The sequence below is a fragment of the Pseudomonas bananamidigenes genome (assembly GCF_001679645.1).
Classification (GTDB): Bacteria; Pseudomonadota; Gammaproteobacteria; order Pseudomonadales; family Pseudomonadaceae; genus Aquipseudomonas; species Aquipseudomonas bananamidigenes.
The window spans coordinates 87159-112879 of the sequence record NZ_LRUN01000035.1; the positions used below are offsets into that span (position 1 = coordinate 87159).

The 25721-nt window shown below is 62.0% G+C and carries 16 protein-coding genes and 1 pseudogene; 8 read left to right on the forward strand and 9 right to left on the reverse strand.

Annotated elements, in window-relative coordinates; all coding sequences use genetic code 11:
- Nucleotides 1–20: 20 nt before the first annotated feature.
- From BBF94_RS12930 to BBF94_RS12945, 4 genes are read right to left on the reverse strand one after another with little or no spacing between them, the layout of a single operon-like run.
- Complete coding sequence (locus tag BBF94_RS12930) at nucleotides 21–1187, reverse strand: saccharopine dehydrogenase C-terminal domain-containing protein (RefSeq protein ID WP_065259412.1); 1167 nt, start codon at nucleotides 1185–1187, stop codon at nucleotides 21–23.
- Entirely contained in the window at nucleotides 1184–3094 is a 1911-nt protein-coding gene (locus tag BBF94_RS12935) for a class I tRNA ligase family protein (RefSeq protein ID WP_065259413.1), read from the reverse strand. Before BBF94_RS12935 ends, BBF94_RS12930 begins: the two co-directional genes overlap by 4 nt.
- Nucleotides 3095–3112: 18 nt before the next feature.
- Nucleotides 3113–4399, reverse strand: coding sequence for an ATP-grasp domain-containing protein (locus tag BBF94_RS12940; RefSeq protein WP_065259414.1), 1287 nt, complete (start codon nucleotides 4397–4399; stop codon nucleotides 3113–3115).
- A gap of 54 nt (nucleotides 4400–4453) precedes the next feature.
- A complete protein-coding gene (locus BBF94_RS12945; protein WP_218060138.1) occupies nucleotides 4454–5740 on the reverse strand; it encodes a lysine N(6)-hydroxylase/L-ornithine N(5)-oxygenase family protein in 1287 nt (428 codons plus the stop codon).
- Between the two features lie 506 nt (nucleotides 5741–6246).
- On the opposite strand from BBF94_RS12945, the gene argG reads away from it, so the two are divergent.
- Entirely contained in the window at nucleotides 6247–7581 is a 1335-nt protein-coding gene (argG, locus tag BBF94_RS12950; RefSeq protein ID WP_065259416.1) for an argininosuccinate synthase, read from the forward strand.
- Nucleotides 7582–7843: 262 nt separating this feature from the next.
- On the opposite strand, the gene BBF94_RS12955 is transcribed toward argG, so the two are convergent.
- The 3 genes from BBF94_RS12955 to BBF94_RS12965 all read right to left on the reverse strand — a co-directional run bounded on the left by BBF94_RS12955 (nucleotide 7844) and on the right by BBF94_RS12965 (nucleotide 15374).
- Entirely contained in the window at nucleotides 7844–12313 is a 4470-nt protein-coding gene (locus BBF94_RS12955; RefSeq protein ID WP_065259417.1) for a hemagglutinin repeat-containing protein, read from the reverse strand.
- Nucleotides 12314–12407: 94 nt separating this feature from the next.
- On the reverse strand, nucleotides 12408–14135 hold the full coding sequence (locus BBF94_RS12960; protein ID WP_065259418.1) for a ShlB/FhaC/HecB family hemolysin secretion/activation protein: 1728 nt from the start codon (nucleotides 14133–14135) through the stop codon (nucleotides 12408–12410).
- 105 nt (nucleotides 14136–14240) lie between these two features.
- Nucleotides 14241–15374 carry an MFS transporter gene (locus BBF94_RS12965; protein WP_065259419.1) on the reverse strand — a complete coding sequence of 378 codons (1134 nt, stop codon included), beginning with the start codon at nucleotides 15372–15374 and terminating at the stop codon, nucleotides 14241–14243.
- Nucleotides 15375–15471: 97 nt separating this feature from the next.
- Here BBF94_RS12965 and BBF94_RS12970 point away from each other — a divergent pair, with 97 nt between their 5' ends.
- The 3 genes and pseudogenes from BBF94_RS12970 (at nucleotide 15472) to BBF94_RS12980 (ending at nucleotide 19040) form a co-directional block, all read left to right on the forward strand.
- Nucleotides 15472–16236 (forward strand): AraC family transcriptional regulator, encoded by a 765-nt coding sequence (locus tag BBF94_RS12970; protein WP_065259420.1) that lies wholly within the window; start codon nucleotides 15472–15474, stop codon nucleotides 16234–16236.
- Nucleotides 16237–16330: 94 nt separating this feature from the next.
- A pseudogene (locus tag BBF94_RS12975) lies at nucleotides 16331–17451 on the forward strand (HlyD family secretion protein).
- Nucleotides 17448–19040: a DHA2 family efflux MFS transporter permease subunit gene (locus BBF94_RS12980; RefSeq protein ID WP_065259421.1), complete on the forward strand. Its 1593-nt coding sequence runs from the start codon at nucleotides 17448–17450 to the stop codon at nucleotides 19038–19040. Before BBF94_RS12975 ends, BBF94_RS12980 begins: the two are co-directional and overlap by 4 nt.
- A 4-nt stretch (nucleotides 19041–19044) precedes the next feature.
- On the opposite strand, the gene BBF94_RS12985 is transcribed toward BBF94_RS12980, so the two are convergent.
- Entirely contained in the window at nucleotides 19045–19485 is a 441-nt protein-coding gene (locus tag BBF94_RS12985) for a carboxymuconolactone decarboxylase family protein (protein ID WP_065259422.1), read from the reverse strand.
- A 229-nt stretch (nucleotides 19486–19714) separates the two neighbouring features.
- On the opposite strand from BBF94_RS12985, the gene BBF94_RS12990 reads away from it, so the two are divergent.
- From BBF94_RS12990 to BBF94_RS13005, 4 genes are all read left to right on the forward strand, one after another.
- Nucleotides 19715–20221, forward strand: coding sequence for a sigma-70 family RNA polymerase sigma factor (locus BBF94_RS12990; RefSeq protein ID WP_065259423.1), 507 nt, complete (start codon nucleotides 19715–19717; stop codon nucleotides 20219–20221).
- Nucleotides 20221–21180 carry a FecR domain-containing protein gene (locus tag BBF94_RS12995; RefSeq protein ID WP_065259424.1) on the forward strand — a complete coding sequence of 320 codons (960 nt, stop codon included), beginning with the start codon at nucleotides 20221–20223 and terminating at the stop codon, nucleotides 21178–21180. The genes BBF94_RS12990 and BBF94_RS12995 overlap by 1 nt, the downstream gene beginning before the upstream one ends.
- 100 nt (nucleotides 21181–21280) lie before the next feature.
- Nucleotides 21281–23704, forward strand: a complete 2424-nt coding sequence (locus BBF94_RS13000) for a TonB-dependent receptor (protein WP_065259425.1) — start codon at nucleotides 21281–21283, stop codon at nucleotides 23702–23704.
- 81 nt (nucleotides 23705–23785) lie between these two features.
- Nucleotides 23786–24085: a hypothetical protein gene (locus BBF94_RS13005; protein WP_065259426.1), complete on the forward strand. Its 300-nt coding sequence runs from the start codon at nucleotides 23786–23788 to the stop codon at nucleotides 24083–24085.
- Nucleotides 24086–24143: 58 nt separating this feature from the next.
- On the opposite strand, the gene BBF94_RS13010 is transcribed toward BBF94_RS13005, so the two are convergent.
- Nucleotides 24144–25715, reverse strand: a complete 1572-nt coding sequence (locus BBF94_RS13010; protein WP_065259427.1) for a sensor domain-containing diguanylate cyclase — start codon at nucleotides 25713–25715, stop codon at nucleotides 24144–24146.
- Nucleotides 25716–25721: the final 6 nt, after the last annotated feature.

Below are 25721 nucleotides of genomic sequence, written 5' to 3' on the forward strand. Positions count from 1 at the left end.
GACCTTCGGAACGATGGGAGTCAGAGGGGCACGTCGCGTGACAGGGGCGACGAATTCACGGTGCATTTCACGTATCGACGGTACGCAGCGAGAAGTTCATCCGTCGCGTCGCGCTCGTAACACTCATGACTGAGAATGATCCCCGGTCGGCAGATGTCGGGAGTCTGTACGGCCCGCCACGCGGTCCACACGGCCAGGAAGCTGGTCAGTTGCGCCATGCCGGTCAGCCCGTTGGCCTCATCGAACGTGGAGACGATCCGGTGCGTTGCCTGCTCGCCGCAGGCCAGTTGTGCCACCACTTCGACGAAGCTGATGTCAGGGCGGTTGCGGGAAAGTCTGCCGTTGCGCACCAGAATGTCGTGCACCTGATCGCTGGCCGAAGCGCTTGCCCCCGGCGGCACATGCTCATCCAGCAAACCGAGGGCAATCAGATTGCGCACGCTGTCGAAGAACCCCGGCCAGCGTGCGGTCTGCTGCCTGATCGTCGCTACGGCGGCCACGCCGGGTGATTCGAGCAGGTAAGGCGACAGGCCGTCATGGTAGACGTCCAGCATTCCCACGCCTTCGACGAAACGGCTTTCCTTCATGTCGAACCGCAGGCAATACCCGAGACTGCCGTCGATCTTCACCAGCGCCTTGCGATTGAGCGCCGGCAAACGGTCACCGAACAGCAAGTCGTAGTTGAGCGGCGGTTGTGGCTGCTGCGGCACACCGCCGCAAACCGCACTCAGGCTGACGATCGTCCCGGCAGCCGAGTTCGAGGCGAGATCGTGCATGAGGATTTCCACCAGACCCGGTTCCAGTCCGAAACCGAAAAACAGCGTCACGTCACGCTCCAGCAGGCGTCGATGCAGCGCCTGATGAGCGGTGAAATCGTCATAGAGCGGCCGGCCGAGGCTGACGTACACCGGGCGTTTCCTGAACAGTGCGTCATTGCGTTCATCCGTGACAAAGGCAATGGTCGCCGGCCCGCTGAGGGCCAGCAGCACCACGTCCAGCTCCGCCGTGTCCAGATGGTCCATGACCTGCAGTGCCGGATGGGCCTGCTCGAGGTCACGCTTGAGCCTTGTCGCCTTGCGCTCGTCCAGGTCGTGGACGTGCAGGCGGTCGAAACCCAGTTGCCCGATGTGCAATGCCAGCGGGTAGCCCAGATTGCCGCAGCCGATCAGTCCGATGTTCTTGCTCATGTAGGCGACACCTTGTGTTTGAACGTGCTCAATGTGTGAGCGATGGCGTCGATGTCCAGCGCAGCGATCTCGAAGATCCGCACGGCCTGTCGGTCGGCGTGCCAACGGTCGCGTTCCGCACCCAGGCCTTCGAAGATCTGCGTCGCCAGCACCGGCATCGCCGGATACAGGCAATACGCCAGGGATTGCCAGGCGTGCAGCATCAGCGCGATCCTGGTGCGCAACGCATTGCGGTCGTCGCGCCAGGCGTGGCTTTGCGTGGTGTAGTCAGCGATCACCTCAAGCAGATAAACGATCCTGCGCACCGCTGCGTGCGGCGCATGACTGGCGTAGTGTTCAAGGCAGTCGTCCATCGCCGCATTCAGTTCGCGGTAGAACGCCACGTCCTGCCGCAACCAGGGGCCGGCTTCGATGCAGCCGTCGGCAAAATGCCCGATCAGTTCGCGGCCATTGGCGAACACATCGGTCAACGACTGTACGAAACGCCCGGTGAACTCGTTGAAGGCTTCGCGGCGAAAATTGCTTTCGCTGGTCGGGCTGAGGATCTGACAGAGATACAGACGCACCAGATCCGCCGGATACGTCTGCAGGAATTCGCTGGCCCAGATCGCATGGTTGGCGCCGGTGGAGAACTTCCGGCCGTCCAGCAGACTGAACTGGTTGATCACCGCGACAGGCAATTGTTGAGGGGCCACACCGAGCACTTTCAGCACATACGGCAGCAGGATCCCAGAACCACAGAGGTTGTCGACGCCGCAGAAAAACAGATGCCCGGTTGCCGACGGATAACGCGAAAGGCCGAAAAACGAGCGCAGGGCGCGCTCCATGACCACCGTCAGCACCTGCTCTCCCTTGACCGGCACGCCGCGCCCCCGCAAGGACGAAACCGGGATATCGCCCAGCGCACCGTCCTTGAGGTACTGCTGCAAACGGTCATAACAGATCCGGCTCGCCACGGTATTGTGGCTGTACATCTGTGCTGCGAGTTCGCCGATGACGGCTTGATCGAGCCGCAGGTAAAGCCGCGCCACCGGCCGGCGCACGAGTTTCTCCCGGGTGACCGAATGGAACGGCTCGATCAGTTTGCATTCGTCCTGATACAACCCGCAGTTCTCGCACTCCATGCCGATGGTCGAAGCCCGGCAGTGCGGGCACTGACCGGCCACATAGCTCTCACAGATGAATTGCCCGGACGCTTCGCTGTAGGGGTGCTCGACGATCCGCTCGGACAGATAACCGGACTCCAGCAACAGACCGAGGAAGCGCTCCTTGACCGCCGCGAAATCCGGCGAATCCGGCACGTGAGGCAGGAACGCGTCGTACTCGACCTGGAACGACTGAAGATCGTTCACGATGACGCTTTCACAACTCTCCACCAGCCCCGTGTAAGTGGTGCCACGGGCAATCGCGGTCTTGTCGATGTGATTGGTGTGCCCGTAGGTGCCGCAGTAGGCAAACGCATCGGTGCCGGTCAGTTCGCAGCAGCGCTTGAAAACGTCCGCCAGCAGATAGGCCCCCGATAAATGTCCGAGATGCAACGGACCATTGGGCGTCGGAAACGCCGTCTCGATCAACAGATGACCGTCGTCGGGCATGGCAGCCCTTTCCCGGTCGGCGAGCGCCGCGTGATCGACGTGCCAATAGGACGTGAAACGCAATGCCTCACCGCTGCGGTTTTCCACGGTGTGAGCTTCAAAAGGCTGGAATTCGACATGATCTCCGGCGCGTATCGTGAATTGTCGACTGCCGGACGTCAGCACGCCTTCGCCACTCAGGACCTTCCAGCATTCGCTGTCATGGTGATTGTGGATGCGGGTGCTTTGCGACGGTGCCACGGTGATGTCCCGTGCGTTCATCTGCCCGGACGACACATCGAAGGACGCCGGGAAAGTGCGGGTGATCTTCATGGGGTCTGTACTCTCCGGTCAGGGGCGCGTGAGCATGGTTTCGTACAGCAGGCGCTCACTGCGCCGTACCTGTTCGTAGTCACGGGCAATCTGCCCGGAGTCGGCACTGACCATGTACAGATGTCCCGGTCGGTCATGACCCAGGGCGCGGTCGGTCTTGTGCAAACGGTCGCCCTTCGCCAAGCGGAACAGCACGCTGCGTACCGTCCCGATATCCAGCAGCAGGTTCAGGTCCGGCTCGCGCAGCACGTCTCCGGTCATATCGGAAGCCAGGTACACCTTTCTGGCCGCCTTGGTGTGCGGATTCGCTCCGTTGATCCGTGTGCGGAATGCCTGGGGATCCAGCATCGCGTCAGCCAGCAGCGAAAGCTGGGTGAGGCTGTGGGTGTCGTGCAACACCGAAAAATCGACATTGCCCGACAGGCGCGCAGCGACCTCGATCAGACACGGTCCATCATCGGTCATGCGCATTTCGAAGTGGGCATTGCCGTAGCGAATCCCCAGCGCATCACAGACCCGGCCGGCGTAATCGGCCAATGAACGATGCAGTTCAGTCGCCGGGCTGATCAGGTCCGCATAGCTGTCGTTCGACGGCGCTTCATCGTTCAGGCGCACTTCTCCCCAGGCATCGCAGACGTAGTGATGCCCCTCCGAGGAGCAGGTGTTGACCAGGTACTGCTTGCCCGACAGGTACTCCTGGGCCAGCACTTTGGTGTAGCGGGAGCTGAAGTCATCGAAGATGCTTTTGGCGCCGAGAATGCGATCGAAAGCGTCGGCAATCTGCGCCCGCGTGTTGCAGTAATGCACACCATCAGTGTTGGCGCCGGCTTCGGGCTTGAGCACGATCTGGCCGCCGATGCGCTCATGGAACGCGCAGATCTGTTCCAGATCGTCGCTGAGCAACTGCCGGGCCGACTTCAGCCCATGCTGACGCAGCGTTTCATGCATCAGGTATTTACTGCGGCGGGTGATACTTGATGCGCCGTCATTGCGCGGCACATCAAACATGGCGGCGAGCTTGTCCGCCAGCAGCACACACGGCTCACACCCGGCGATCACCGCCCTCACATGCCGCCCCTTCAAACGAGCAACAAAATCCGCCGCCTCGGCCTCGGACGCCAGCACATGATGTTCGGTGTAATCCTGTCGATTGAACGTCGGCTTGAGAATCGGATGCTCCATGGCGTCGGCAGTGCACACATGAATGCAACTGAAGCCGAGCCCCTTGAACAGCGGGGCAATGTGGCGACCGCTCGACAATCCACCGACGATGACGATGACATCCTTGTTGAATAATCGACTCACGATTCAATCCTTGTAGATGAATGAAGGAATTACCTTTGCGGCGACCCGGCAGCTTCAGCCGGTTTGAAGCGCTGCCCAATTGACGAAGGTGTCGGCACCCGGCGCCCGGCTGCGCGGCCGATTGAGGATCCGGTCGATAACGATCTGCCCCCGCCACGCCGCCAGACTCAGGTTGGGGTCGGCGAGACCACGCTGGCCGCGCGCGGCGTTGAGCATGAAGATCTGCCGGTCGGCCGGACCCGACCAGATCGCAGCGAAGTCGCGATCCACACGGATTTCCCCGCCCTCGCGTTCGAAGCGATGTTCGAGCGCGCCCAGGAACGGATGTCTGGCCGCACGAAAACCGGTGGCCCACAGCAAGAGATCGGCTTCCAGCATCTCCTGGTCGTTGCAGCCCTGGTGCTGTGCGGCCAGTTTCCAGCAGTCCTGGTCTCGCCACACTTCACCCACACTGCGCGAGGGCATCAGGCGCACGACCATCGGCGAGTGTTCGATGTAACGCAGGGTGTAGATGCGCTGATAAATGCTGCGCAGCGTGTGCCCGGAAATACCGTCGCTGGCCAATTCATTGCGTTTGAGAAAAGCCTCGCGATAGCTCGCATCCTGGCTATAGAAAAAATCCGAATGGGCGGGCGTGAACAGGTCGTTGGCGAACGGTGAATCATCGATGGGCGAAAAGTTTTCCCTTCGCGACACCCACGACACCTCGCTCGGCGCCTCCTCGCCGGTTCGCCGCAACAATTCGAGAACGACTTCCGCCCCCGACTGGCCACCCCCGACCACCACAACCCGACGCCCCCCCGCCCGACGCGGTTTATCGGCGAAACGGTAAATATGAAAGTTGGATTCATCGTCGACATGCGGCCTTGCGAACTCGGGCAAGTACGGTTCGATACCGACCCCGACGACGATGTTTTTGCACAACGTCTGGCGACGGGAAGTCTGGACAACGAAATGCTGGCCGTCGAAATCGACGGCTTCCACGCTTTCGCCAAAGTGCACGTTCTGATTGGTGTGCGCGGCCCACTTCAGGTAATCCGCAAACTCAAGACGGGAGATTTGCGCAAACTGCGCATTGAGAAATGGCAGCAACCGACCGTGCTGATGCAGGTACGAGACAAACGAAAACGGATTGGTCGGCTCAGTCAGGGTGACCAGATCCTTGAACATCGAAACTTGCAGGCACGCGTCCGGCAACATCATGCCGCTGTGCCAGGAAAACTCGGCTTTCTTCTCGAAGAAAATATTGCGAACTTCACGCCGTCCGTGCAGTTGCGCCGCGATACTGAGATTCGACGGCCCGCAGCCAATACCCACGCAATCGTAAATCTCGTTTTCCATGTCAGCATTCTCCATTGGCCCACTGCGTCATGCGTGTGGGAGCGTGCAACTGAAAAAGGGCGCGGCTGCACTTGCGGCCTATCGCCGGAACGAACCGCACCTGTTTCTTTTTTCACAGCAATATCGCGCCCGGCTCGATAGAGCCGGTCGCACTTGTCGAGTGGCGAATGATTAAAGCGAAACGGCGATCAGCCAGTGGTTTTCCAGCGCTCGCGCCCGATCATGCGGGCGCGCCTCCCTGTTGTGGAAAGGCTGGAGAACGGAACGGAAATATCGAAGAGAAGAAATCATTTGAAATACACACGTCCTTGTGTCGTTAGGTTGGATATGCATTTCCATAAATTGGATCCAATATGGTTTACGTTTTCCAAACCGTCAAATGCCATTCATCGCCGATCTAAAAATCAAATTCGACGCTCCCCATGCAGACGCTCTGAATGGCGAGGAGTCTATGCAACGCAAAATTTCCCGGTATTCTCGATGCCCCGACTTCAAGGAGCCCAGTCATGAGTTCAATTCTCGAAAGCCTTCCAATGGGCCAAAAGGTAGGCATCGCCTTCTCCGGCGGCCTCGATACCAGCGCTGCGTTGCACTGGATGCGCATCAAGGGCGCCGTGCCCTATGCCTATACGGCGGACATCGGCCAGCCCGACGAGGACGACTACCAGTCGATTCCACGTCGCGCCAAAGAGTACGGTGCAGAAGACGCACGCCTGATCGACTGCCGTGCGCAGCTGGTTGCCGAAGGCATCGCCGCCCTGCAGAGCGGCGCGTTCCACGTTCAGACGGCGGGCGCCACTTACTTCAACACCACGCCTTTGGGTCGTGCCGTGACGGGCACCATGCTCGTTGCCGCCATGAAAGAGGACGGGGTCAACATCTGGGGCGACGGCAGTACCTACAAGGGTAACGACATCGAACGGTTCTACCGCTACGGCCTGCTGGTGAACCCGGAGCTGAAGATCTACAAACCCTGGCTTGACGAGCAGTTCATCGACGAGCTGGGTGGCCGCGCCGAAATGTCCGCGTTCATGCACCAGGCCGGATTCGCCTACAAGATGTCCGCGGAAAAGGCCTACTCGACCGACTCCAACCTTCTGGGCGCGACCCACGAAGCCAAAGACCTCGAGAATCTCGACAGCGGTATCCAGATCGTCAACCCGATCATGGGCGTGGCGTTCTGGCGCGACGACTTGAAAATCGACAAGGAGCAGGTCTCGATCCGCTTTGAAGAAGGCCAGCCTGTCGCCCTCAACGGCAAGACCTTCGCCAACGCCGTCGAGCTGATGCTGGAAGCCAACCGTATCGGTGGCCGCCACGGTCTGGGCATGAGCGATCAGATCGAAAACCGCATCATCGAGGCCAAGAGCCGCGGCATCTACGAGGCCCCCGGCCTGGCCCTGCTGCACATTGCCTACGAGCGTCTGGTCACCGGTATCCATAACGAAGACACCATGGACCAGTTCCGCGACAACGGTCGCCGTCTGGGCAAGTTCCTGTATCAGGGTCGCTGGTTCGATCCGCAGGCCATCATGCTTCGCGAGTCCGCCCAGCGCTGGGTCGCACGCGCCATTACCGGTGAAGTGACGCTGGAACTGCGCCGTGGCAATGACTACTCGATCCTCAACACGACTTCGCCGAACCTGACCTATCACCCGGAACGTCTGTCGATGGAAAAAGTGGCCTCGATGTTCTCGCCACGGGACCGCATCGGTCAGCTGACCATGCGCAACCTCGACATCGCCGACACCTCCGACAAGCTGCGGATCTTCTCGCAGACCGGCCTGCTCTCGGCGGACAACGCGTCCGTGCTGGCAGACCTCAAGCGCAGCGAAGGCTGAGCCGGCTGACCGCAGCCGTGTCCTGATACGGACACGGCTGCGGCGTTCCGATCCCTTGCCGGAATATCTTTGAAATTCCTTCCGCCAAACGTGCCGGATCCGGACGTTATCGTGCAGGGCGCGGCCTCCCGGTTTCACCCGAGTGTGGCGCACATGCATTCATCGACTTGACGGGGAACGACAGGGGCTGCCGTTTTGAGCGGGGCATCCATCAGAAACGGGAGCGAGCAGGCTCGCCCCCGCTGGTTTCACTGACGATGAATCAGCCTTTTTCGTCGATCCCGGCTTGCAGGGACTGACTGCCCAGATGACCGCTCAGGGTCACCGGGCCGACCTTCAGGTTGCCGTTTTCAAGGGAAACCTTCGGTGCGTTTTCTTCAGACTTGTGTGGCAGGTCCAGCCCGGCTTTCACGCCGTAGTCGCGGTTGCTCAGGTCGTTGCTGCTGACCTTCGAACCACCCAGATCGACCTTGCCTTCAGTGGCGGAAATCCGCGCGCCGGTCAGTTGCGTAGCGCCGCCGACGATGAGGTTTACACCTTGGCTTGCGCTGACGCCAGAAGCCTGCTTCACGCTGTCCTTGTGCGCGTATTCGCCTTCGGCTTTCAGTGTCGGCTTGTAGTCGGTGCCGGCCAATTTGCCTTTGTCGTCTGCAGGGGTCTTCTTGGCAGTCAGGCCCAGATCCACATCGACCTTGGCGTGGGTGCTGGAGTCCTGACGGCTCTCGACTGACAGATCGCCGGATACGTTGCCGCTGACGTTGCGCGCATCGATCCGCGCACCATTCAGGCTCGCATCACCCGCGCTGTTCAGCACCACAGTGTCAGCCTTGATCTGGCTGTTCTGCTGGGTGGTGCCTTGCAGGTAATCCACGCCCACCTTGGCCCCGGCATTGAAGCCGTGATCGCTGCTGACTTTTTCATCGGCGGCGGTCGGCATGCTTTTACTCAGATTGCCACCAGCGTTCAACGCAACGTTCCAGTTATTGCGGCTGTCGGTGGACTGCGCGGACTCCTGAACGAAACCGCCCTTCTGCGCGTCGATGCTGACGTTTGGCGCAGTGACCTGAGTGCCTTGCAGGCGCACCGAATCACCGCTCAGCGCAAGGCCGTTCTGGCTGTTGAGCTGGCCACCGGTGAGGGTTTGCGTGTTCTCGTTGACCCGACCGATGTTGAAGTTGCCGCTGAGGTTGCCGCCCTGATCGTGGCTCTTCTCGCTGCTGCTCTTGCTGCCGCCCGCCTTCAGACCGCCGCCGAGATTACTGCCGTTGGCGACGTGGGTGTCGGTGGCCGCTTGCAGATCGAGTTTGCCGTCAGCCTTCAAGTCGATAGCGCCAGCGCTGTCGATCTTCGTGCCCTGCTGAACCTGATTGCCACCGCTGCTCAGTTGCACCGGCCCGTTGCCACTGAGGCTGGCAACGTGCGCCTGGCTGTCGGTGGTCTGGTTGCCTTTGTGATCGAGCTGGAACCCGGCGCCGAGATCGACGTTGGTGCCATCGGTGCCCGGCAAGGTGCCGACGGTCAGTGAGCCGCTGCCCCGCAGGCTGGAGCTGTCGCTGCTCTGACGGTCATCGGCCTGATTAAGGGCCAGATCGCCGCCGGTCTTGACGCTGACACCGCCCTGCCCGCCGTCGAAACGGCTGCCTTCGAACTGTGCATCATGGCCAACATTGATATTCACGCCTTGAGTGCCGGCATAACTGCCGACCACCGCCGTGGAGCTGTTCTTGCTCGACTGGCTGCTGCCGCCCGCGCCGCTGCCGGCCACGTTCACGTCTTCACCGGTCTTGGTGTAGACCCGCACATCGACCTTGGCATCCACCGAATTGTCGGTGCTGCTGCGGGTGTTGGTTGCGGCATCGGCCACCAGTTTGTCAGCGCTGATGTTCACCTTGCCGGCGCTGGCGTTGTACTGGGTGCCCTGATCATGCAGCGTGCCGCCGACCTTCACGTCCACGGTCTGGCCGTCGAACCGGCTGACCACGGCGTTGCTGCTCTGCTCGGTCTTGTCAGCGCTCGCATGACCGACCGCCACGTCGATACCGACGTTCGGCTGACCGAGATTGGCCAGTGCGTCCTTGTCCGGCACCTTGCCGTCGAGCACATCTTTCACCGCGCCGGCAATCGGCCGGGCGATGTCTTTGTACTCGACGTTGGCGCCGATGTCCGCCGACCAGTTGCTCTCCTTGTGGGTGCTGCTTTCGGTGTTGCTGGCGGCACGGTTGTCGACTTCGTTGGCGGCGACGTTCAGACCGTTGCCGGACTTGAGCTGCGCGCCTTCGGTAGCGAGTTTGTCAGCGTTGATGTTCAGGCTGCCGCTGCTCTGCACACCGGTGGTTTGCGCGGTGGTTTTAGCGGTGATGTCTTGCGAGGTGCTGTGCGAGAAGTCCACACCGCTGCCCGCGCGGTCGAGGCCGCCGGTGTAGTAGAAACCACCGCCGGTGCTGCGGGTTTCGGTCGAGGTGGTGTGACTGTCCTGCTCGGCCAGCAGCGAGACATTCTTGCCGCTCAGCGTGGTGTCGCCGGCGGTGGACTTCACCTCGGCGCCCTTGAGCGTCACGTCACCGCCCGCCTTCACTTGCACGCTGCCGCCGCTGAGGCTGGAACCCTGCTGCGTGAGGTCGTTGGCGGTGACGGTTTGCACCTTGTCTTCGTAATGCACGCCGGCACGATACTGCTCCGCCGTCTGCTCCTTGGCGTAGGCATCGAAACCACGAGTCTGTGTGCTGTTGCTGCTGTCATGGGTGTTCTGCGTGGAACGCACGTTCACATCGCCCGCAGCATCCGCCGTCAGCGAACCACCGGCCTTGACTGTGGAACCGGCGACATCGATGTCTTTGGCGCTTTTGAGCTTGAGGTTGCTGTCAGAAGCCAGCTCGCTGCGCACCGTGGTGCTGTCCTTGCTGTTCTGCCGGGACTCGTCCTTGGTGATGCCGAAGAACTTGCTGTCCTTGTCGTGCTGGTTGCTGTGCGAAGTGTCCTGCACACCGTCGATAGTCAGCGAACCGTTGTCGCTGATCACGCTGGCGTCCTTGGCGCCACGCACCTGGCTGCCGCTGATACGCACATCGTCAGCCTTGACCACCAGTTTGCCGGCGGCGTTGATTTTGCTGCCCTGATGCTGGGTCTGGCCTTTATCGGCGTCGCCGGTCTTGCCGAAGAAACCGCCGCCCACCAGATCACCGGAATAGCGATTGTCGCTGCTGCGGCTGGTGCGGGTCGCGGTGGTGATTTCCACTTGTTTTCCGGCCATTTGCAGGTCGCCGGCACTGGTCAGTTCAGCGCCTTCGGAGCGCAACAACGCAGCGGTTTGCAGGGCGATATTGCCGCCCTTCAACTGACTGGAGACGCTGCGCTGCTCTTCGCTGCTGCTGTCCCAATCGGCTTTCCACAGGTGTTTGCGGTGCTTGCCCTGATCGGTCTGAGTGTGGCTTTCCGTGGCGGCGGTCAAACGCAGATCGCCGCCGCTTTGCACGCTGAGGTTGTTCTTCGCGTCGACCTTGGCGGCTTTCAGTTCGGTGTCTTTGCCGGACGACAATTGCGCGTCGCGGCTGGCAACGATCTGGCTGCCGTGCTGGCGTGAATCGCTGTCGGTCCGGGTGCGCTCGTAGGTTTCCCAGGTGATGCCGATGGTGCTGTTGTTCCAGTTTTCGCGCTGTTCCTGAAGCTTGCGGCTTTCAACGGTGCTCAGGGTCAGATTGCGCTTGGCATCGACCTTCACGTCGCGGCCGCTGACGTCGGTGGCGGCCAGCGTCAGGTCCTTGCCGCTGTGCAGCCCGACATCGCCCTGGCTGCTGCGAATGCCGGCGCGGGTCACATCGAGGCTGTCCGGAATCGCCTGACCGCTGACGCTCAAGTCCCCAGCCGAACGGATCTGCACGCCGTCACGCCCGGCGACTTGCACCGCACCGACCTTCACACCCGCGCCTTCAGCGGTGCTGACGATGTTGATGCGCCCCGCCTGCATCGCGCCGAACAGGCTGGCGTCGATCCGCTGATCGGTGGTGTTGCCCGCCGGGTCCACGGCTTTCACCTGACCGCTGGCATAGTCGACCTGATTGCGCCCGACGGTGAGGTTCAGTTGGTCCCGCGCAGTGATCGCACCCTGGCTGTCGATGCGCGGCGCGATCAGGTTGATCGAGCCCTCACCGTTGCGCAGACCGCCGCCCTGAATCTGCAATTGACCGTTGGCGTCGCGGGTGCTGAGGGCTTGCAGTTTGCCGTCGTTCAGCTCGGGACGACCGACCACCAGATTGGCGTTCGGCGTGTTGATGAAGCTGCCGCCATTCACCGAAATGCCGTTCGGGTTGGCAAGCACATAGTCGGCGGCGCGCCCGAAGATTTCCTGGGCGCCGTTGATGGCCGACGGGTTGCGGCTGATCACTTCGTTGAGGATCACGCTCGCCGCCTGGCCCTGCAATTGCGGGTTGGCCGCCAGTTGTCCGGCGAGCTGGGATTGCCCGGCCTGCAAGGCGTTGTTCAGCACGAGGCCCTGACGGTCGACGTTGTAGTCGAGGAACTGGTTGTGCGACAGGCCCGAGCCATTGGGCGCAACGATGTTGACGATGGGCACGCCGCCCTGGGTCTGCAACTGCGCGGTGCCGCCGGGGCCGGGTGCGACCACCACACCGCCGGCCATGGCGCCCGGCAGGTGAGCGGCCAGGAACAGGCTGGCGATGGCCCAGCGCAGTTTGCCTCGCGGGGAAAGATGAAACGCAAAGGTGTTCATTGGCATAAAAAACTCTCCATGTAGTGCGGCATCACGTTGCGCGTTGAGTTACAGGCCACGGCTGTCGCGCTCAGATCCGATGGCTGTTGTTCACTGACGTTCATATCTGCAATCCGACCCGCATCAGCCAGGTTTCAGGCTCGTGGTGCAGGCCGGTCGGGGTGTTGAGGCTGCGCTGGTAATCGACATCCACCTGCAGGTTTTTCCAGCCCAGGTTGAGGCCGATGCTGGCACCGCTCAGGCGTTGAACCGGCGCACCGTGATCGGCCTTGATCCAGCCGTGGTCGAGGCCCACGCGCGGAGTGATCTGCACCGGCAGATCGGTGCGCATCGGCAGACGCAAGGTGTTGCGCCAGATCGCGCCGCTGGCACCGGAGGCACTGCTGACCCGGTAACCGCGAACGGCGGAATCGTCGGTGCCGAGCAGTTGTTCGATGGCCGGCAGCGGATCGGGGCTGTATTGCACATTGAGCTGGCTCTGCCATTGCCAGGCTTGCGTGCCGAACTGACCGTTGCGCCACTGACTGAGGCCGGCGCGGTACTTGCGAAACTGTGCCTTGGGCAGGTTCCTGACCTGATGATCGGCATCGTCGTCGGCGCCGAGCCAGCGCAGACCCTGGGCGTAATTGAAGTCGAGGTTCCACACCGCCCGGTCGAGCCAGAACAGATTGAGTCCGGCCTCGACGACGGTCAGGGTCGGGCTCTGAATGCCCAGGCGAACGTTTTCCAGATAACTGTCGACGTCCTTGTGCGCCAGTTGCAGGTTGGCGCTGAGCTGGTGGCTCTGGTCACGCCACAACACGCGGTCGGCGCGCAGGCTGAGTTGATCGGTGATACCGGTGCTGTACAGGGTCGAGCCGAGCAGTTTGAACGGCGAACGATATTCGGCATGGCTGGCGAAGGTGCTGAACGTCCAGTACCCGTAGGGAATTGCGTAATAGAGGCTGGCGTTGCGGTTGTAACGGTCACCCCGGTTGAGGGTGTCGCTGGCGCTCAGGCTCAACAGATCGTTGAGTTCCAGCGGGCTATCCAGGCTCAAAGTGAACGTGTTGCGATCCCGCCCGGTGCTGGCGCTGCCGAGATTGTCGAGACCGGCGCCGAGGGCCCAGCGCGATTGCCCGGAAGTGCGTGAACGCAAGATGATTTTTGACGCGCCGGGCTGGCTGCCGGGAGCGATGTCGGCGGTCAGATCGAGGGAGCGCAGACGGTTCAACTGATCCAGTCCCTGTTCCAGATCCCGCAGGTTCAGCGGTTTGCCGAGCATGCCCGGAAACGCACCACCGAGAGACACCGGCAGGCTCTGGTCAGCCAGTTCGATGGACTCGATATAGCCTTCGTCGATCAGGATATCCAGCGACTGCCCCGCTGCCGGCGCGCTGCTCAGGTACGGGCGACTGGCGATGTACCCCTTCTCCACGTACAGCGCAGTGATGGTCGCCAGCAGATGGTTGATCTGGCCGACGCCCATGCACGGCGCCAGCAACGGCTGGATGCGGGCATTGAGCTGGTCTTTGTCGATCAACGTCACGCCGCCGATGCGCGTGCCGCTCAAAGGCCAGCAGCGTTCATCGGGTTTGACCGAGTCGGGAATGGCCGGGGTGGCAGGCGCCGGACCGAACGCACCGCGCTCCAGTTGGCGCTTGCGTTGTTCAAGTTGCAGTTGTTGCAAGTCGCGCTGTTGCTGTTGCTGCTGGCGCAGCACTTCCTGACCTGGATTCGACGGTTCGGCAGCAAAAACGCTGGGTGCACACACACTCAACAACAAAGCCGGCAACAGCGGACGAGGCAGATAACTACAGCGAGAAACAGCGCGAATCGAATACGGCACTCAACTTCCTTGCAATCAAATGGCTTAATGCCATCCCATCAATTGCAGTGATAGTCAGAGCCTTCCTACACAAATGCAAGACGCTTCCTACATTGCTTACATTTCTTAAACAAATGCGTTTTTAGCACGGATCGCCAGCGATAATGCCAGCAAGTTGCAGATCATCAGGGTTTCCCCGAGGGCCTGAGCCCATGCGGCCAACATCAATCCCGCACCGATCAGCAGGTAATAAAACAGCCCGAGCAATGCGCCGGCGGTGCCCAAACGATCCGGGTAATTGCATAAGGCAGCGCCCAGAATGTTCGGGATCGCCATGCCGAACGCCAGTACTACCAGCAGCATCGGCAGCACGAACCAGACGTGCGCTTCCAACAGCCATACGCCGCTACCGCCGAGCAACCCCGTGAGTGCCGCCAGGCGAATCAACCGTAACGGGCTGCAACCGGATTGCAGCAGGCGTTTGTTGAACCATGCTCCAAACCCTGAGGCCAGCGCGAGTATCACACCACTGTAGCCGAACCACTCGCCGCCCAGGCCGAGACGTTCGAACAGAAACGGCCCGAGGCTGTAATAGCTGAACAACGCGACGTTGAACGATGCAATCCACAGAGCCGAACGCCAGATGCCCGGGTCGCGCAACATGTCGCCCATGGTTGCGAACAGACCGATGGAGGTCAGTTGCGCTGGACGGGTTTCCGGCAAGGTGCGCCAACTCCAGATCCACAAGATCGAAGCCAGCAGCAACAGTGCAGCGAGCACGCCGCGATAGCCGAAGCCTTGAACCAGGCTCGCCCCACTGAACAGGCCGATAGCGGGACTGGCCGCCAGCGCCATGCCCACCAGCGAAAACACACGGGCCAGTTCCATCCCGCGAAAGCGGTCGCGCAACAACGTCTGGGTCACGACCGAACCCACGGCAGCGCCGAAGGCCGCCAACGCCTGAGCCATCAACAAACCGTTGAAACCGCGAACCCACAAACCCAGTACACAGGCCATTGCATATATCGCCAGACCGGCGAGCATCGAGGGCCGACGGCCGATCCGGTCACACACCCGGCCCCAGGTCACCACGCCAAACGCGAAGGCCAGAAAGTACACGGACAAGGTCTGCGCTGCGGCTTGCGGCCCCACATCGAACGCCCGGCCGATATCCCCCAGCGCCGGGCTGAACAACGTCTGGGCGATCTGCGGAAACATCAGCAGCGCAATCGCCAACATCAAAAACGTTCTATGGCTCATTAGCCTGACTCCTCAACAAAAGCGCCGAGGAGTTTAAAAAGCCGTGACTGGCGTATTATCCAAACCCCGCCAATTTATCGCTGAAATCGGACAACCCATGGCCTGGCTCGAAGCTCACGACCGTTTTGACCCGGATCATTTCCCGGCGCCGGTGATCGGCATTGCCTCTACCCTCGGCGATCACGATTCGGGGTTACATCGGCATCAGCGCGGGCAACTGCTCTATACCCGGCAAGGCTGCACCCGCATCACGCTGGCGCAGCAGTTATGCCTGCTGCCACCGTCACGAGCGGCGTGGATTCCCGGTGGCGTCACCCATCGGGCGGTGATGCAGCAAAGCGTCGACTACCGCTCCATCTACCTGACGCCCGAGTTGTGTCGCGAGCTGCCGCAACAGGTCTGTGTGATCGAGGTCAGCCCGCTGCTTCGTGCCGTACTGGAGCCGATAGCGATTGCGGATTTCGATACCGATTGGCAACAGGGCAAATTCGTCCATCTGCTGGGACTGTGCCAGAGTGAAATCCGCGAGGCGGCGCAGCAACCGATGCTTTTACCCTTGCCGCAAGACAAGCGTCTCGCCCCCCTGCTTGCACGGCCCGAGCAATTGCCACCGGAGCTGCAAGTGCTGGAACAACAGATCGGCGCCAGCAGCCGCACCATCGGCCGGATCTTCCAGCGCGAAACCGGCATGAGCTATCAGCAATGGCGCCAGCAGTGGCGACTGATGCGCGCCATGGAACTGCTCGCCACCGGGCGCAACCTCGGCTATTGCGCGTTTGAACTGGGTTTTGCCAGCGACAGCGCGTTCATCGCGTTCTTCAAATCCATGACCGGCAGCACGCCCGGCACCTGGCTCAGATAAACAACTGACGACCGGCGATAAAAATCAATTGCCACAAAATATTACTCGCGTCATATTACAGCCGTAATAACAGCCTTTTTTCAGGTATTACGCCATGACCAGCATGCCCACCGTAGAACCCGACCTCGCCGTTCCGGTAAGCGCCCCCCGGCCTCCCCTGCTGAAACGCCTGCTGTTGCCCGCTGCGGGCCTGGCTGCGCTGGTGTTTGCCGGGCTGTATGCCGCGCACTGGTGGGGCACCGGGCGTTTTCTCGAAGAAACCGACGATGCCTACATCGGTGCCGACGTGACGGTGATCGGACCAAAAGTCGCCGGTTACATCGAAGAGGTGCTGGTCAGCGACAACCAGCCGGTGAAGGCCGGCGACGTACTGATCCGCCTCGACGCCCGGGACTACCGCGCCAGTCTGGCCAAGGCCGAAGGCGCGGTCGCCGCCGAAGAGGCGCTACTGGCCAATCTCGATGCCACCGAACAACTGCAACAAGCAGTGATCGGTCAGGCCCGCGCCGGCATCGATGCCGCCGGTGCCGAAACCGCCCGCTCCCGGGATGACAATGCGCGCTATAAACGTCTGGTCACCACCAATGCGGTTTCGGTGGAAGCCGCGCAACGGGCCGACGCCACCTTCAAGACCGCGCAAGCCTTGAGCGCCAAGGCCCAGGCCGAGCTGCTGGCCGCACAACGCCAGCTCTCGGTGATCGAAACCCAAAAACAACAGGCCCGTGCCGCCCTCCAGCAAGCCCGGGCCGAGCGCGATCTGGCGCAACTCAACCTCGGCTACACCGAACTGCGCGCCCCGGTCGACGGCGTGATCGGCAACCGCCGTGCGCGGGTCGTGCATATGCACAGGCGGGTTCGCAGCAACTGTCGGTGGTGCCCGCCAACGGTCTGTGGGTCGATGCCAATTTCAAGGAAGACCAACTGGCGCGGATGAAACCCGGCCAACGTGTGAGCATCCGCGCCGACGTGTTGTCCGGCCAGGAATTCCATGGCCGTCTCGACAGCCTCGCCCCGGCCACCGGTTCGCAGTTCAGCGTGCTGCCGCCGGAAAACGCCACCGGCAACTTCACCAAGATCGTCCAGCGTGTACCGGTGCGCATCCTGCTCGACCCCGCCGACAGCGTGCTCGGTCACCTGCGTCCAGGGCTGTCGGTGACGGCTGAAGTCGACACCCGCGACCGGCCTGAAACCACCGCCGTGGCCAGCGCGCCATGAGCCGTGCCCTCGCCGTCCCTGCGCAGCCGTTCAATGCCGCCGACATGGCGACGGCGACCAAAGTGTTTGCCTTCGCCACGATGTGCATCGGCATGTTCATCGCGCTGCTGGATATCCAGATCGTCTCGGCCTCGCTGCGCGATATCGGCGGCGGACTGTCCGCCGGCACCGATGAAACGGCGTGGGTGCAGACCAGTTACCTGATCGCCGAAATCATCGTGATCCCGCTGTCGGGCTGGCTGTCGCGAGTGTTTTCGACCCGTTGGCTGTTCTGCGCTTCGGCCATCGGTTTCACCCTTGCCAGCCTGCTGTGCGGCGTCGCCTGGAATATCCAGAGCATGATCGCCTTTCGCGCACTGCAAGGTTTTCTCGGCGGCTCGATGATTCCGCTGGTGTTCACCACCGCGTTCTTTTTCTTCACCGGTAAACAGCGGGTGATTGCTGCCGCGACCATCGGCGCCGTGGCGTCGCTGGCCCCGACGCTGGGCCCGGTGATCGGCGGCTGGATCACCGATGTTTCGTCCTGGCACTGGCTGTTCTACATCAACCTGGTGCCAGGGATTTTCGTGGCCGTGGCGGTGCCGATGCTGGTGAAGATCGACCAGCCGGAACTGTCGCTGCTCAAGGGCGCGGATTATCCGAGCATGGTGCTGCTGGCGCTGTTTCTCGGCTGCCTGGAATACACCCTCGAAGAAGGCCCGCGCTGGAACTGGTTCAGCGACCAGACCATCCTCACCACCGCGTGGATCAGCGTCCTGGCCGGTGTGGCGTTTGTCGGCCGCACGCTGCACGTGGCCAATCCGATCGTCGACCTGCGCGCCCTCAAGGATCGCAATTTCGCGCTCGGCTGCTTCTTTTCCTTCGTCACGGGGATCGGCCTGTTCGCGACGATTTACCTGACGCCGTTGTTTCTTGGCCGGGTGCGTGGCTACGGCGCGCTGGACATTGGTCTGGCGGTTTTCTCCACCGGAGTGTTCCAGATCATGGCGATTCCGCTGTACGCCTTTCTCGCCAATCGCCTCGATCTGCGCTGGATCATGATGGCGGGCCTGGCGTTGTTCGCCCTGTCGATGTGGGAGTTCAGTCCGATCACCCACGATTGGGGTGCCGGGCAATTGCTGTTGCCGCAAGCCCTGCGCGGGATTGCCCAGCAACTGGCGGTGCCGCCCGCCGTGACGCTGACCCTTGGCGGGCTGGCCCCGGCACGGTTGAAGCACGCCTCGGGTCTGTTCAACCTGATGCGCAACCTGGGCGGTGCGATCGGCATTGCCGCGTGCGCGACCATTCTCAACGACCGCACCAACCTGCACTTCACGCGGTTGGCAGAGCATCTGAACAGCAGCAACGAAGCGTTGAACCAGTGGCTGGCCCAGGTCGGCGGCAACTTCGCCGCTCTGGGTCAGAGCGGTGACGTGGGCATCACCGCCGGTCTGCATCAGTTATGGCTGCTGACTTACCGTGAGGCGCAAACGCAGACCTATGGCGACACCTTTCTGATGATCATGGTGTGCTTCGTGATCGCCACGGCGATGGTGCCCTTGATGCGCAAGGTGCAACCACCGGCCGCGCCGAGTGCCGATGCACACTGATCGATCAGGCCTGCGGGGTTTTGCGAAAGCCCACGGCCAGACGGTTCCAGCTGTTGATGGTGCTGATGGCCACGGTCAGGTCGACCATTTCCTTGGGCGAGAAGTGCGCGGCGACCGCTTCGTAATCTTCGTCCGGGGCATGGGTCAGGCTCACTTGGGTCAGGGACTCGGTCCACAGCAGCGCAGCGCGTTCACGGTCGGTGAAGAAAGGCGCTTCACGCCAGGCCGTCACGGCGAACAGACGGCGCGGGGTTTCGCCGCCCTTGATCGCGTCGGCGGTGTGCATATCGATGCAGAACGCGCAGCCGTTGATCTGTGAAGCGCGCAGTTTGACCAGTTCGATCAGGGGCTTTTCCAGCGGCAGTTTCGAGACGGCGGTTTCCAGGGCGATCATCGCTTTCAGGGCATCGGGGGACGCGGTGTAGAAATCGACACGAGGTTTCATGGTGACTCTCCGGGGCAAGTGAATGTGTGGCTACGTTAGTCCCGGGAGCGGGCCGGACAAATAGCCAATCTCCCGGAAGACGGGTAGGCCACTGCTTTCTGGCGCCAGAAAAGAAAGTGCAGAGGGGCGATTGCCAGCGCTTGTTCGGTGCCACTAGAATGCGATCCATTCTTAATTGCACTCCAATTGCAGCCAGGCATCGGATGCCCGCAACGAGTATCTGCCGCTCATGTCGTCTTTCGATCCGCCATTGAATCAGCAAGTCCAGACGCTCTACAGCGAACACCACGGCTGGCTGCAAGGCTGGCTGCAGCGCAAGCTGGGCAATCGCTGCGATGCGGCTGATCTGGCTCACGACACATTCTTGCGTCTGCTCAGCCGCCAGGTACTCAAACCTCTTGGCAGCGAACCCCGGGCGCTGCTGACGCACATCGCCAAAGGTCTGGTGATAGACCGCTGGCGACGTCAGGACCTCGAACGCGCCTATCTGGAAACCATCGCCAACCTGCCGCCCGCCGAAGTGCCGTCGGCAGAAACCCGCTATCTGATCCTGGAAACCCTGTGGCGCATCGAGGCCTTGCTGCGTGAACTGCCGGCACAGACCCGCGACACCTTCCTGCTGTCGCAGATCGAAGGCCTGACCTACGCGCAGATCGCCACACGCCTGAAGGTTTCGCTGATTACCGTGAAACGCCACATGCGCGCCGCGTTCCTTGCCTGCCTGAGTGTCGCCTGATGAATTCGTCGATGATCAATCCGCAGATTCTCGGTGAAGCCGCCGATTGGCTGGTGCAGTTGCATTCGGGTACCGCCTCGCCGTCCGATCATCAGGCTATCGCCCAATGGCGCAGCCGCAGCGCCGAACACGCCATGGCCTGGCAACGGGCCGAAGCCCTGCTGGGGGACTTGCGCAGTGTACCGGCCAACGTCGCCATCCAGACTCTGCAACGAGCTTCACGCAAGGAAGGCCTGAGCCGTCGCCAGACCCTCACCCGCCTCGGCCTGCTGTTGATGGCCGGGCCGTTGGGCATCGCCTCGCAACACGTTGCATGGCAGCAGTGGACCGCCGACCAGCGCACCACTGTCGGCGAGCAAAAAACCCTGCAACTGCCGGACGGTTCGCAACTGTTGCTCAACACCGACAGCGCCGTGGACATCGCTTTCAGTCCGCTTGAACGTCGGGTGTTGCTGCTCGAGGGCGAGGTGCTGATCAACACCGCCAGCGATGCCGCCGCCCGCCCGTTCATCGTCGAAACGCCACAAGGCCTCGCTCGTGCGCTCGGTACGCGCTTCTGCGTGCGCACCGAAGGTTCGCGCAGCCTGGTGTCGGTGCTCGAAGGCCAGGTGCAGATCACTCCGCAACTGCTCCAGCAACACGCAGTCCTCAAGGCCGGCGAGCGTCAGCGCTTCAAGCTGAACGGTTTCGACACCGCCGAAACCTTCGACACCGCAAGCCTGGCCTGGGACAAGGGCATGCTGCTGGCCAGCAACATGCGTCTGGACGAATTGCTCGGCGAACTGAGCCGTTATCGTCGCGGCGTCCTGCGCTGTCATCCGGACGTTGCGGCGATGCGCGTATCCGGTGCGTTTTCCCTGCGCGACACCGACGCCAGCCTGCGCTTGCTCAGCGATACTCTGCCGCTGAACATCAACAGCCTGACCCGCTACTGGCTGTCGGTGGAGCCCCGCGTCTGAGACCGATAAAAAATATTTTCAATGTTCACTGATACCTTTTCGCGTCTCGTTCGGTGAGTGGATAGACCCTCAATTTCCACGCGCTCGACAGGATCGCCGAATGACCGCATTGCCCACGCCCCGCCCCGCTCTTTTTCCGTTCAAGGCCCTGAGTCTTGCCCTGGCTTTCGGCTCACTGGTGCCAACGCTCGGTCACGCCGCCGACAGCGTCAGCGAAAGCGCCAGCCAGCGTGTCAACATCGGCCCCGGCCTGCTGAGCCACGTACTGGCGCAGTTTGCAGTGAGCGTCGGCGTGCCGTTGTCGTTCGATCCGGTACAACTGGGCAATCGCCAGAGTCCGGGCCTGCAAGGCAACTACACCGCGCAAAGCGGTTTTGCCCGGTTGCTGGAAGGCAGCGGTTTCGAACTGATCAGCACTGGCGACAACGGTTACACCGTGGCGCCGAAAGCTGCGGCGGACGGCGCGCTGGAGCTGGGCGCCACCACCATCAGCGCCCAGCACGACAGCAACGATGACACTTACGGCGGCGAACAGGTCGCCCGTCGTGCGCAAGTCGGCATGCTCGGCAATCAGGCGGTCAACGATCTGCCGTTCAGCGTCACCAGCTATACCGCCAGGACCATGGCCGACCAGCAGGCGCAAACCATTGGCGATGTGCTGCTCAACGATGCCTCGGTGCGCCAGTCCAACGGCTTCGGCAACTTCTCGCAGATGTTCATGATCCGCGGTCTGCCGCTGGCCTCCGATGACATTTCCTATAACGGACTGTACGGCGTGTTGCCCCGACAGATCATCGCCGTCGAAGCGCTGGAGCGGGTCGAACTGTTCAAGGGCCCGAATGCGTTCGTCAATGGCGTGACCCCGAGCGGCAGCGGCATCGGTGGCGGGATCAACCTGCAACCCAAACGTGCCATGGACACCCCGACCCGCAGCGTCACCCTCGACTACAGTGCCGACGGTCGGGTCGGCACACATCTGGATCTCGGCCAGCGCTTTGGCGAGGACAACCGCTTCGGCGCTCGGCTCAATCTGATGCAGCGCGAAGGCGACACCGCTGTCGATGACGAAGACCAGCGTTCGTCGCTGTTCAGCCTCGGCCTGGACTATCGCGGCGAACGCCTGCGGATCTCCACCGATTTCGGCTATCAGAAGCAGGTCATCAATCAGGGTCGCTCGGTGATCTACGTCGACTCAAGCCTGACGAAAGCTCCCAAGGTGCCGCACGCCAACGCCAGCTACGCCCAGAGCTGGAGCTACTCGCAGCTTGAAGACACCTTCGGCATGGCCCGCGCCGAGTACGACCTCAACGACAACTGGACGGCCTACGTGTCCGGCGGCGCCAAACACACCCGTGAGAATGGCGTTTACTCGTCGCTGACCGTCACCGACCTCAATGGCAACGCCCGTGGCGGCATGCTCTATTCACCCCATGACGAGGACAACCAAAGCGCGATGGCCGGCCTCAACGGTCATTTCGACACCGGCCCCGTCAGCCATCAGTTGAACCTCGGCTGGGCGGGCATCCGGGGCGAGCAACGCTCGGCGTTCGAGACCATCGGCAGCGCCTCGCGCTACAGCACCAATCTCTACAACGTCACCGACAAACCGCGCCCGCCTGCCACCTCGTTCGCCGGTGACATCAACGATCCACGTGTGGTCGGCAAAAACACCCTGCGCAGCGAAGCGATTTCCGACACCCTGGGATTCCTCGACGACCGCATCCTGCTGACCCTCGGTGTGCGCCGCCAGCAAATGAAAGTCGATGGCTGGGCCACGGCCACCGGCGCCCGCACCTCGAGCTATGACGAGTCGATCACCACCCCGGTCTACGGCCTGGTGATCAAACCGTGGGAACACGTGTCGTTCTACGCCAACCGCATCGAAGGCCTGGCCAAGGGCCCGACGCCACCGACCAGCGCCATCAACCGCGACGAAACCTTCGCCCCGGTGCGCAGCAAACAGGTCGAGGCCGGCGTGCGCCTGGACATGGGCAGCTACGGCGCCAGTCTCGGCGTCTACCGCATCGAGCAACCGTCGAGCTACACCCAGGACGGGATTTTCCGGGTCGACGGCCAGCAGACCAATAAAGGCGTCGAACTCAACGTCTACGGCGAACCGGTCGAAGGCCTGCGGCTACTCAGCGGCGCGACCGTGATGAAGACCGAACTCGACGGCAGCAGCAACGGCGTCAACGACGGCAACCGCGCCATCGGTGTCCCGCGCTTCCAGTTCAATATCGGCGCCGACTGGGACATTCCGGGCCTGGAAGGCGCAGCCCTCAGTGCCCGCATGTTGCGCACCGGCGGCCAGTACCTGAACGCGGCCAACACCCAGAGCATCCCGGCGTGGAACCGCTTCGACCTGGGTTCGCGCTATGCCTTCAGGCTGGATGAGAAACAGATCACCCTGCGGGCCAATCTGGAAAACGTCGCCAACGAAGCCTATTGGGCATCGGCCAATGGCGGCTACCTGACCCAGGGCGCGCCGCGAACGCTGAAAGTTTCGGCGACCGTGGACTTCTGAGTACCACTGGTCACTTGACCGGCACCAAGCTGTGCGCGCTTCAGACCAACTTCAGGTAAATCCCGTTTTTGGAGAAACATCATGAACACGCGCACCTTGACCTCGTTCCTGCTGGCCGGCCTGTTGGCCACGGCATCCGCCGCCAGTGTTGCCGCCAATGACGGCGCTGACGCCACCGGCACCAAGTCCGGCGCCACCAGCGGCTCGACCCAGCCACCGAACAGTACGCCTGGCGCGCCTTCGGGCGGCAACACTTCCGATGACATGGGCAAAGGCACCGGCACCAATGGCGGTGCCAGCGGTTCTGGATCGGGAGCCGGCGGCGGCACAGGTTCGGCGGGTGGCGGCACAGGCGGAGCTGGCGGTGGCACTGGCAGCTGAACGAACAAGAGCAGGCCATGGTGAGCGCAGCATGGCCTGTGTCTGAAGTCTTTTGCGATCAGCGATCCGAACGCAGCAATTCGCCGACGCCGACGTCCATCGACAACACCGCCGCTCGATTGCGTCCGGCGTTCTTGGCCTGATACAGCGCCGCATCGGCGCGCTGGATGAACAGCTCCGGGCTGTCGTTGCCCAGCGGAATGAAGGAATAGCAGCCCAGGCTCACCGTGAGATAACCGGAGGGCGAGCCGCTGTGGGTGATGTGTTTGTCCATGACGCTGCGGCGGATCTGCCCGGCAATCGCCAGCGCGCCGTTGATGTCGGTGTCCGGCAACAGCACCGCGAACTCCTCGCCGCCGTAGCGCACGGCCAGATCGGACTTGCGCTGGCAGCAGTTCCTCACCACCTGGGCGACTTGCGTCAGACAATGGTCGCCGGCCACATGGCCGTAGGCATCGTTGTAGCGTTTGAAGAAATCGATATCGAGCATGATTAGGCTGACCGGGCTCGACTGCCGTGCACCACGGGCAAACTCGGTCTCCAGCGAGCGCTCGAACAGACGCCGGTTGGCCAGCCCGGTGAGACTGTCGTGGGTGGCGATCTGCTCGAGCGCGCGCTGGGCTTTGATCAGATTCTTCTCGATCCGCTCGCCGTCGCGCACCTGATGGATGAACACCCAACCGAACAGCCCTACACCGAGCATCACCAGCGCCACGATCACGCTGGATTGAAAGGCCCGGTCATGCCAGCCCGCAAGAATCGTGTCCCGCGATGTCGAAGCGGAAACCACCAGCGGGTACGCAGCCAGTTGCCGATAACCGTACAGCCGCGTGACTCCGTCCACCACCGAATCGATCATCGCCGTGCCGGCAGAAGCATTGGGCAGCAGCGTCTGATAGATCTCGCCCTTGGCCAGCGAGGTGCCGATCAACGCCTCGTCGAACGGCCGCCGGGCGAGCAAGGTGCCGTCGGTCAGGCCGAGGAACATGGTGCCGTTGTCGTCCAGGCTGAAGCTTTTGAAGAATTGATCGAAGTACGACATCTTGATGCCGGCCATCAGCACGCCCTGAAAGTTGCCGGCGTGATCGTTCACTCGCTTGGAAATCGGGATGACCCACTCACCGTTCTCGCGACTGCGGATCGCCGGGCCGATGTGCGCCACGGATGAAACGTTCTGCTGGTGATATTTGAAGTATTCGCGATCGGCCACACCGTTGCCACGCGGCAGATCCGGGAACGAGGTGATGACCCACTGCCCTTCGCGATCGAACAGAAACATGCCGTGCAACTGTTCCAGCTGCTGCACCCGGCGCGCGAAGGTTCTTTGCAGTCGCGGCCTCTGCGCCGCGCCATAGCCGTCCTCCTGAATCCAGTCGACCAGGCTGGTCATCACCAGATCGGCAGCCAGAAAGGTGTCTTCGGCCTGCTGCGCCATCGCCCGGGTCAGGTTGGCCGAAGCCATCTGTGCGTTCGCCAGATCCTGCCGACGCGACTGTTCGATTTGCAAATACAGCAGACCGGACAGACACAGGCACACACCAACAATGAACAGCGCCGCTGCCTTGCGCAGCGGTAAACGCTTGAGTGTGCCGCCGGGGGCCTGATGCGGATCGTGAATAGGGATAGGCAAAAGCGT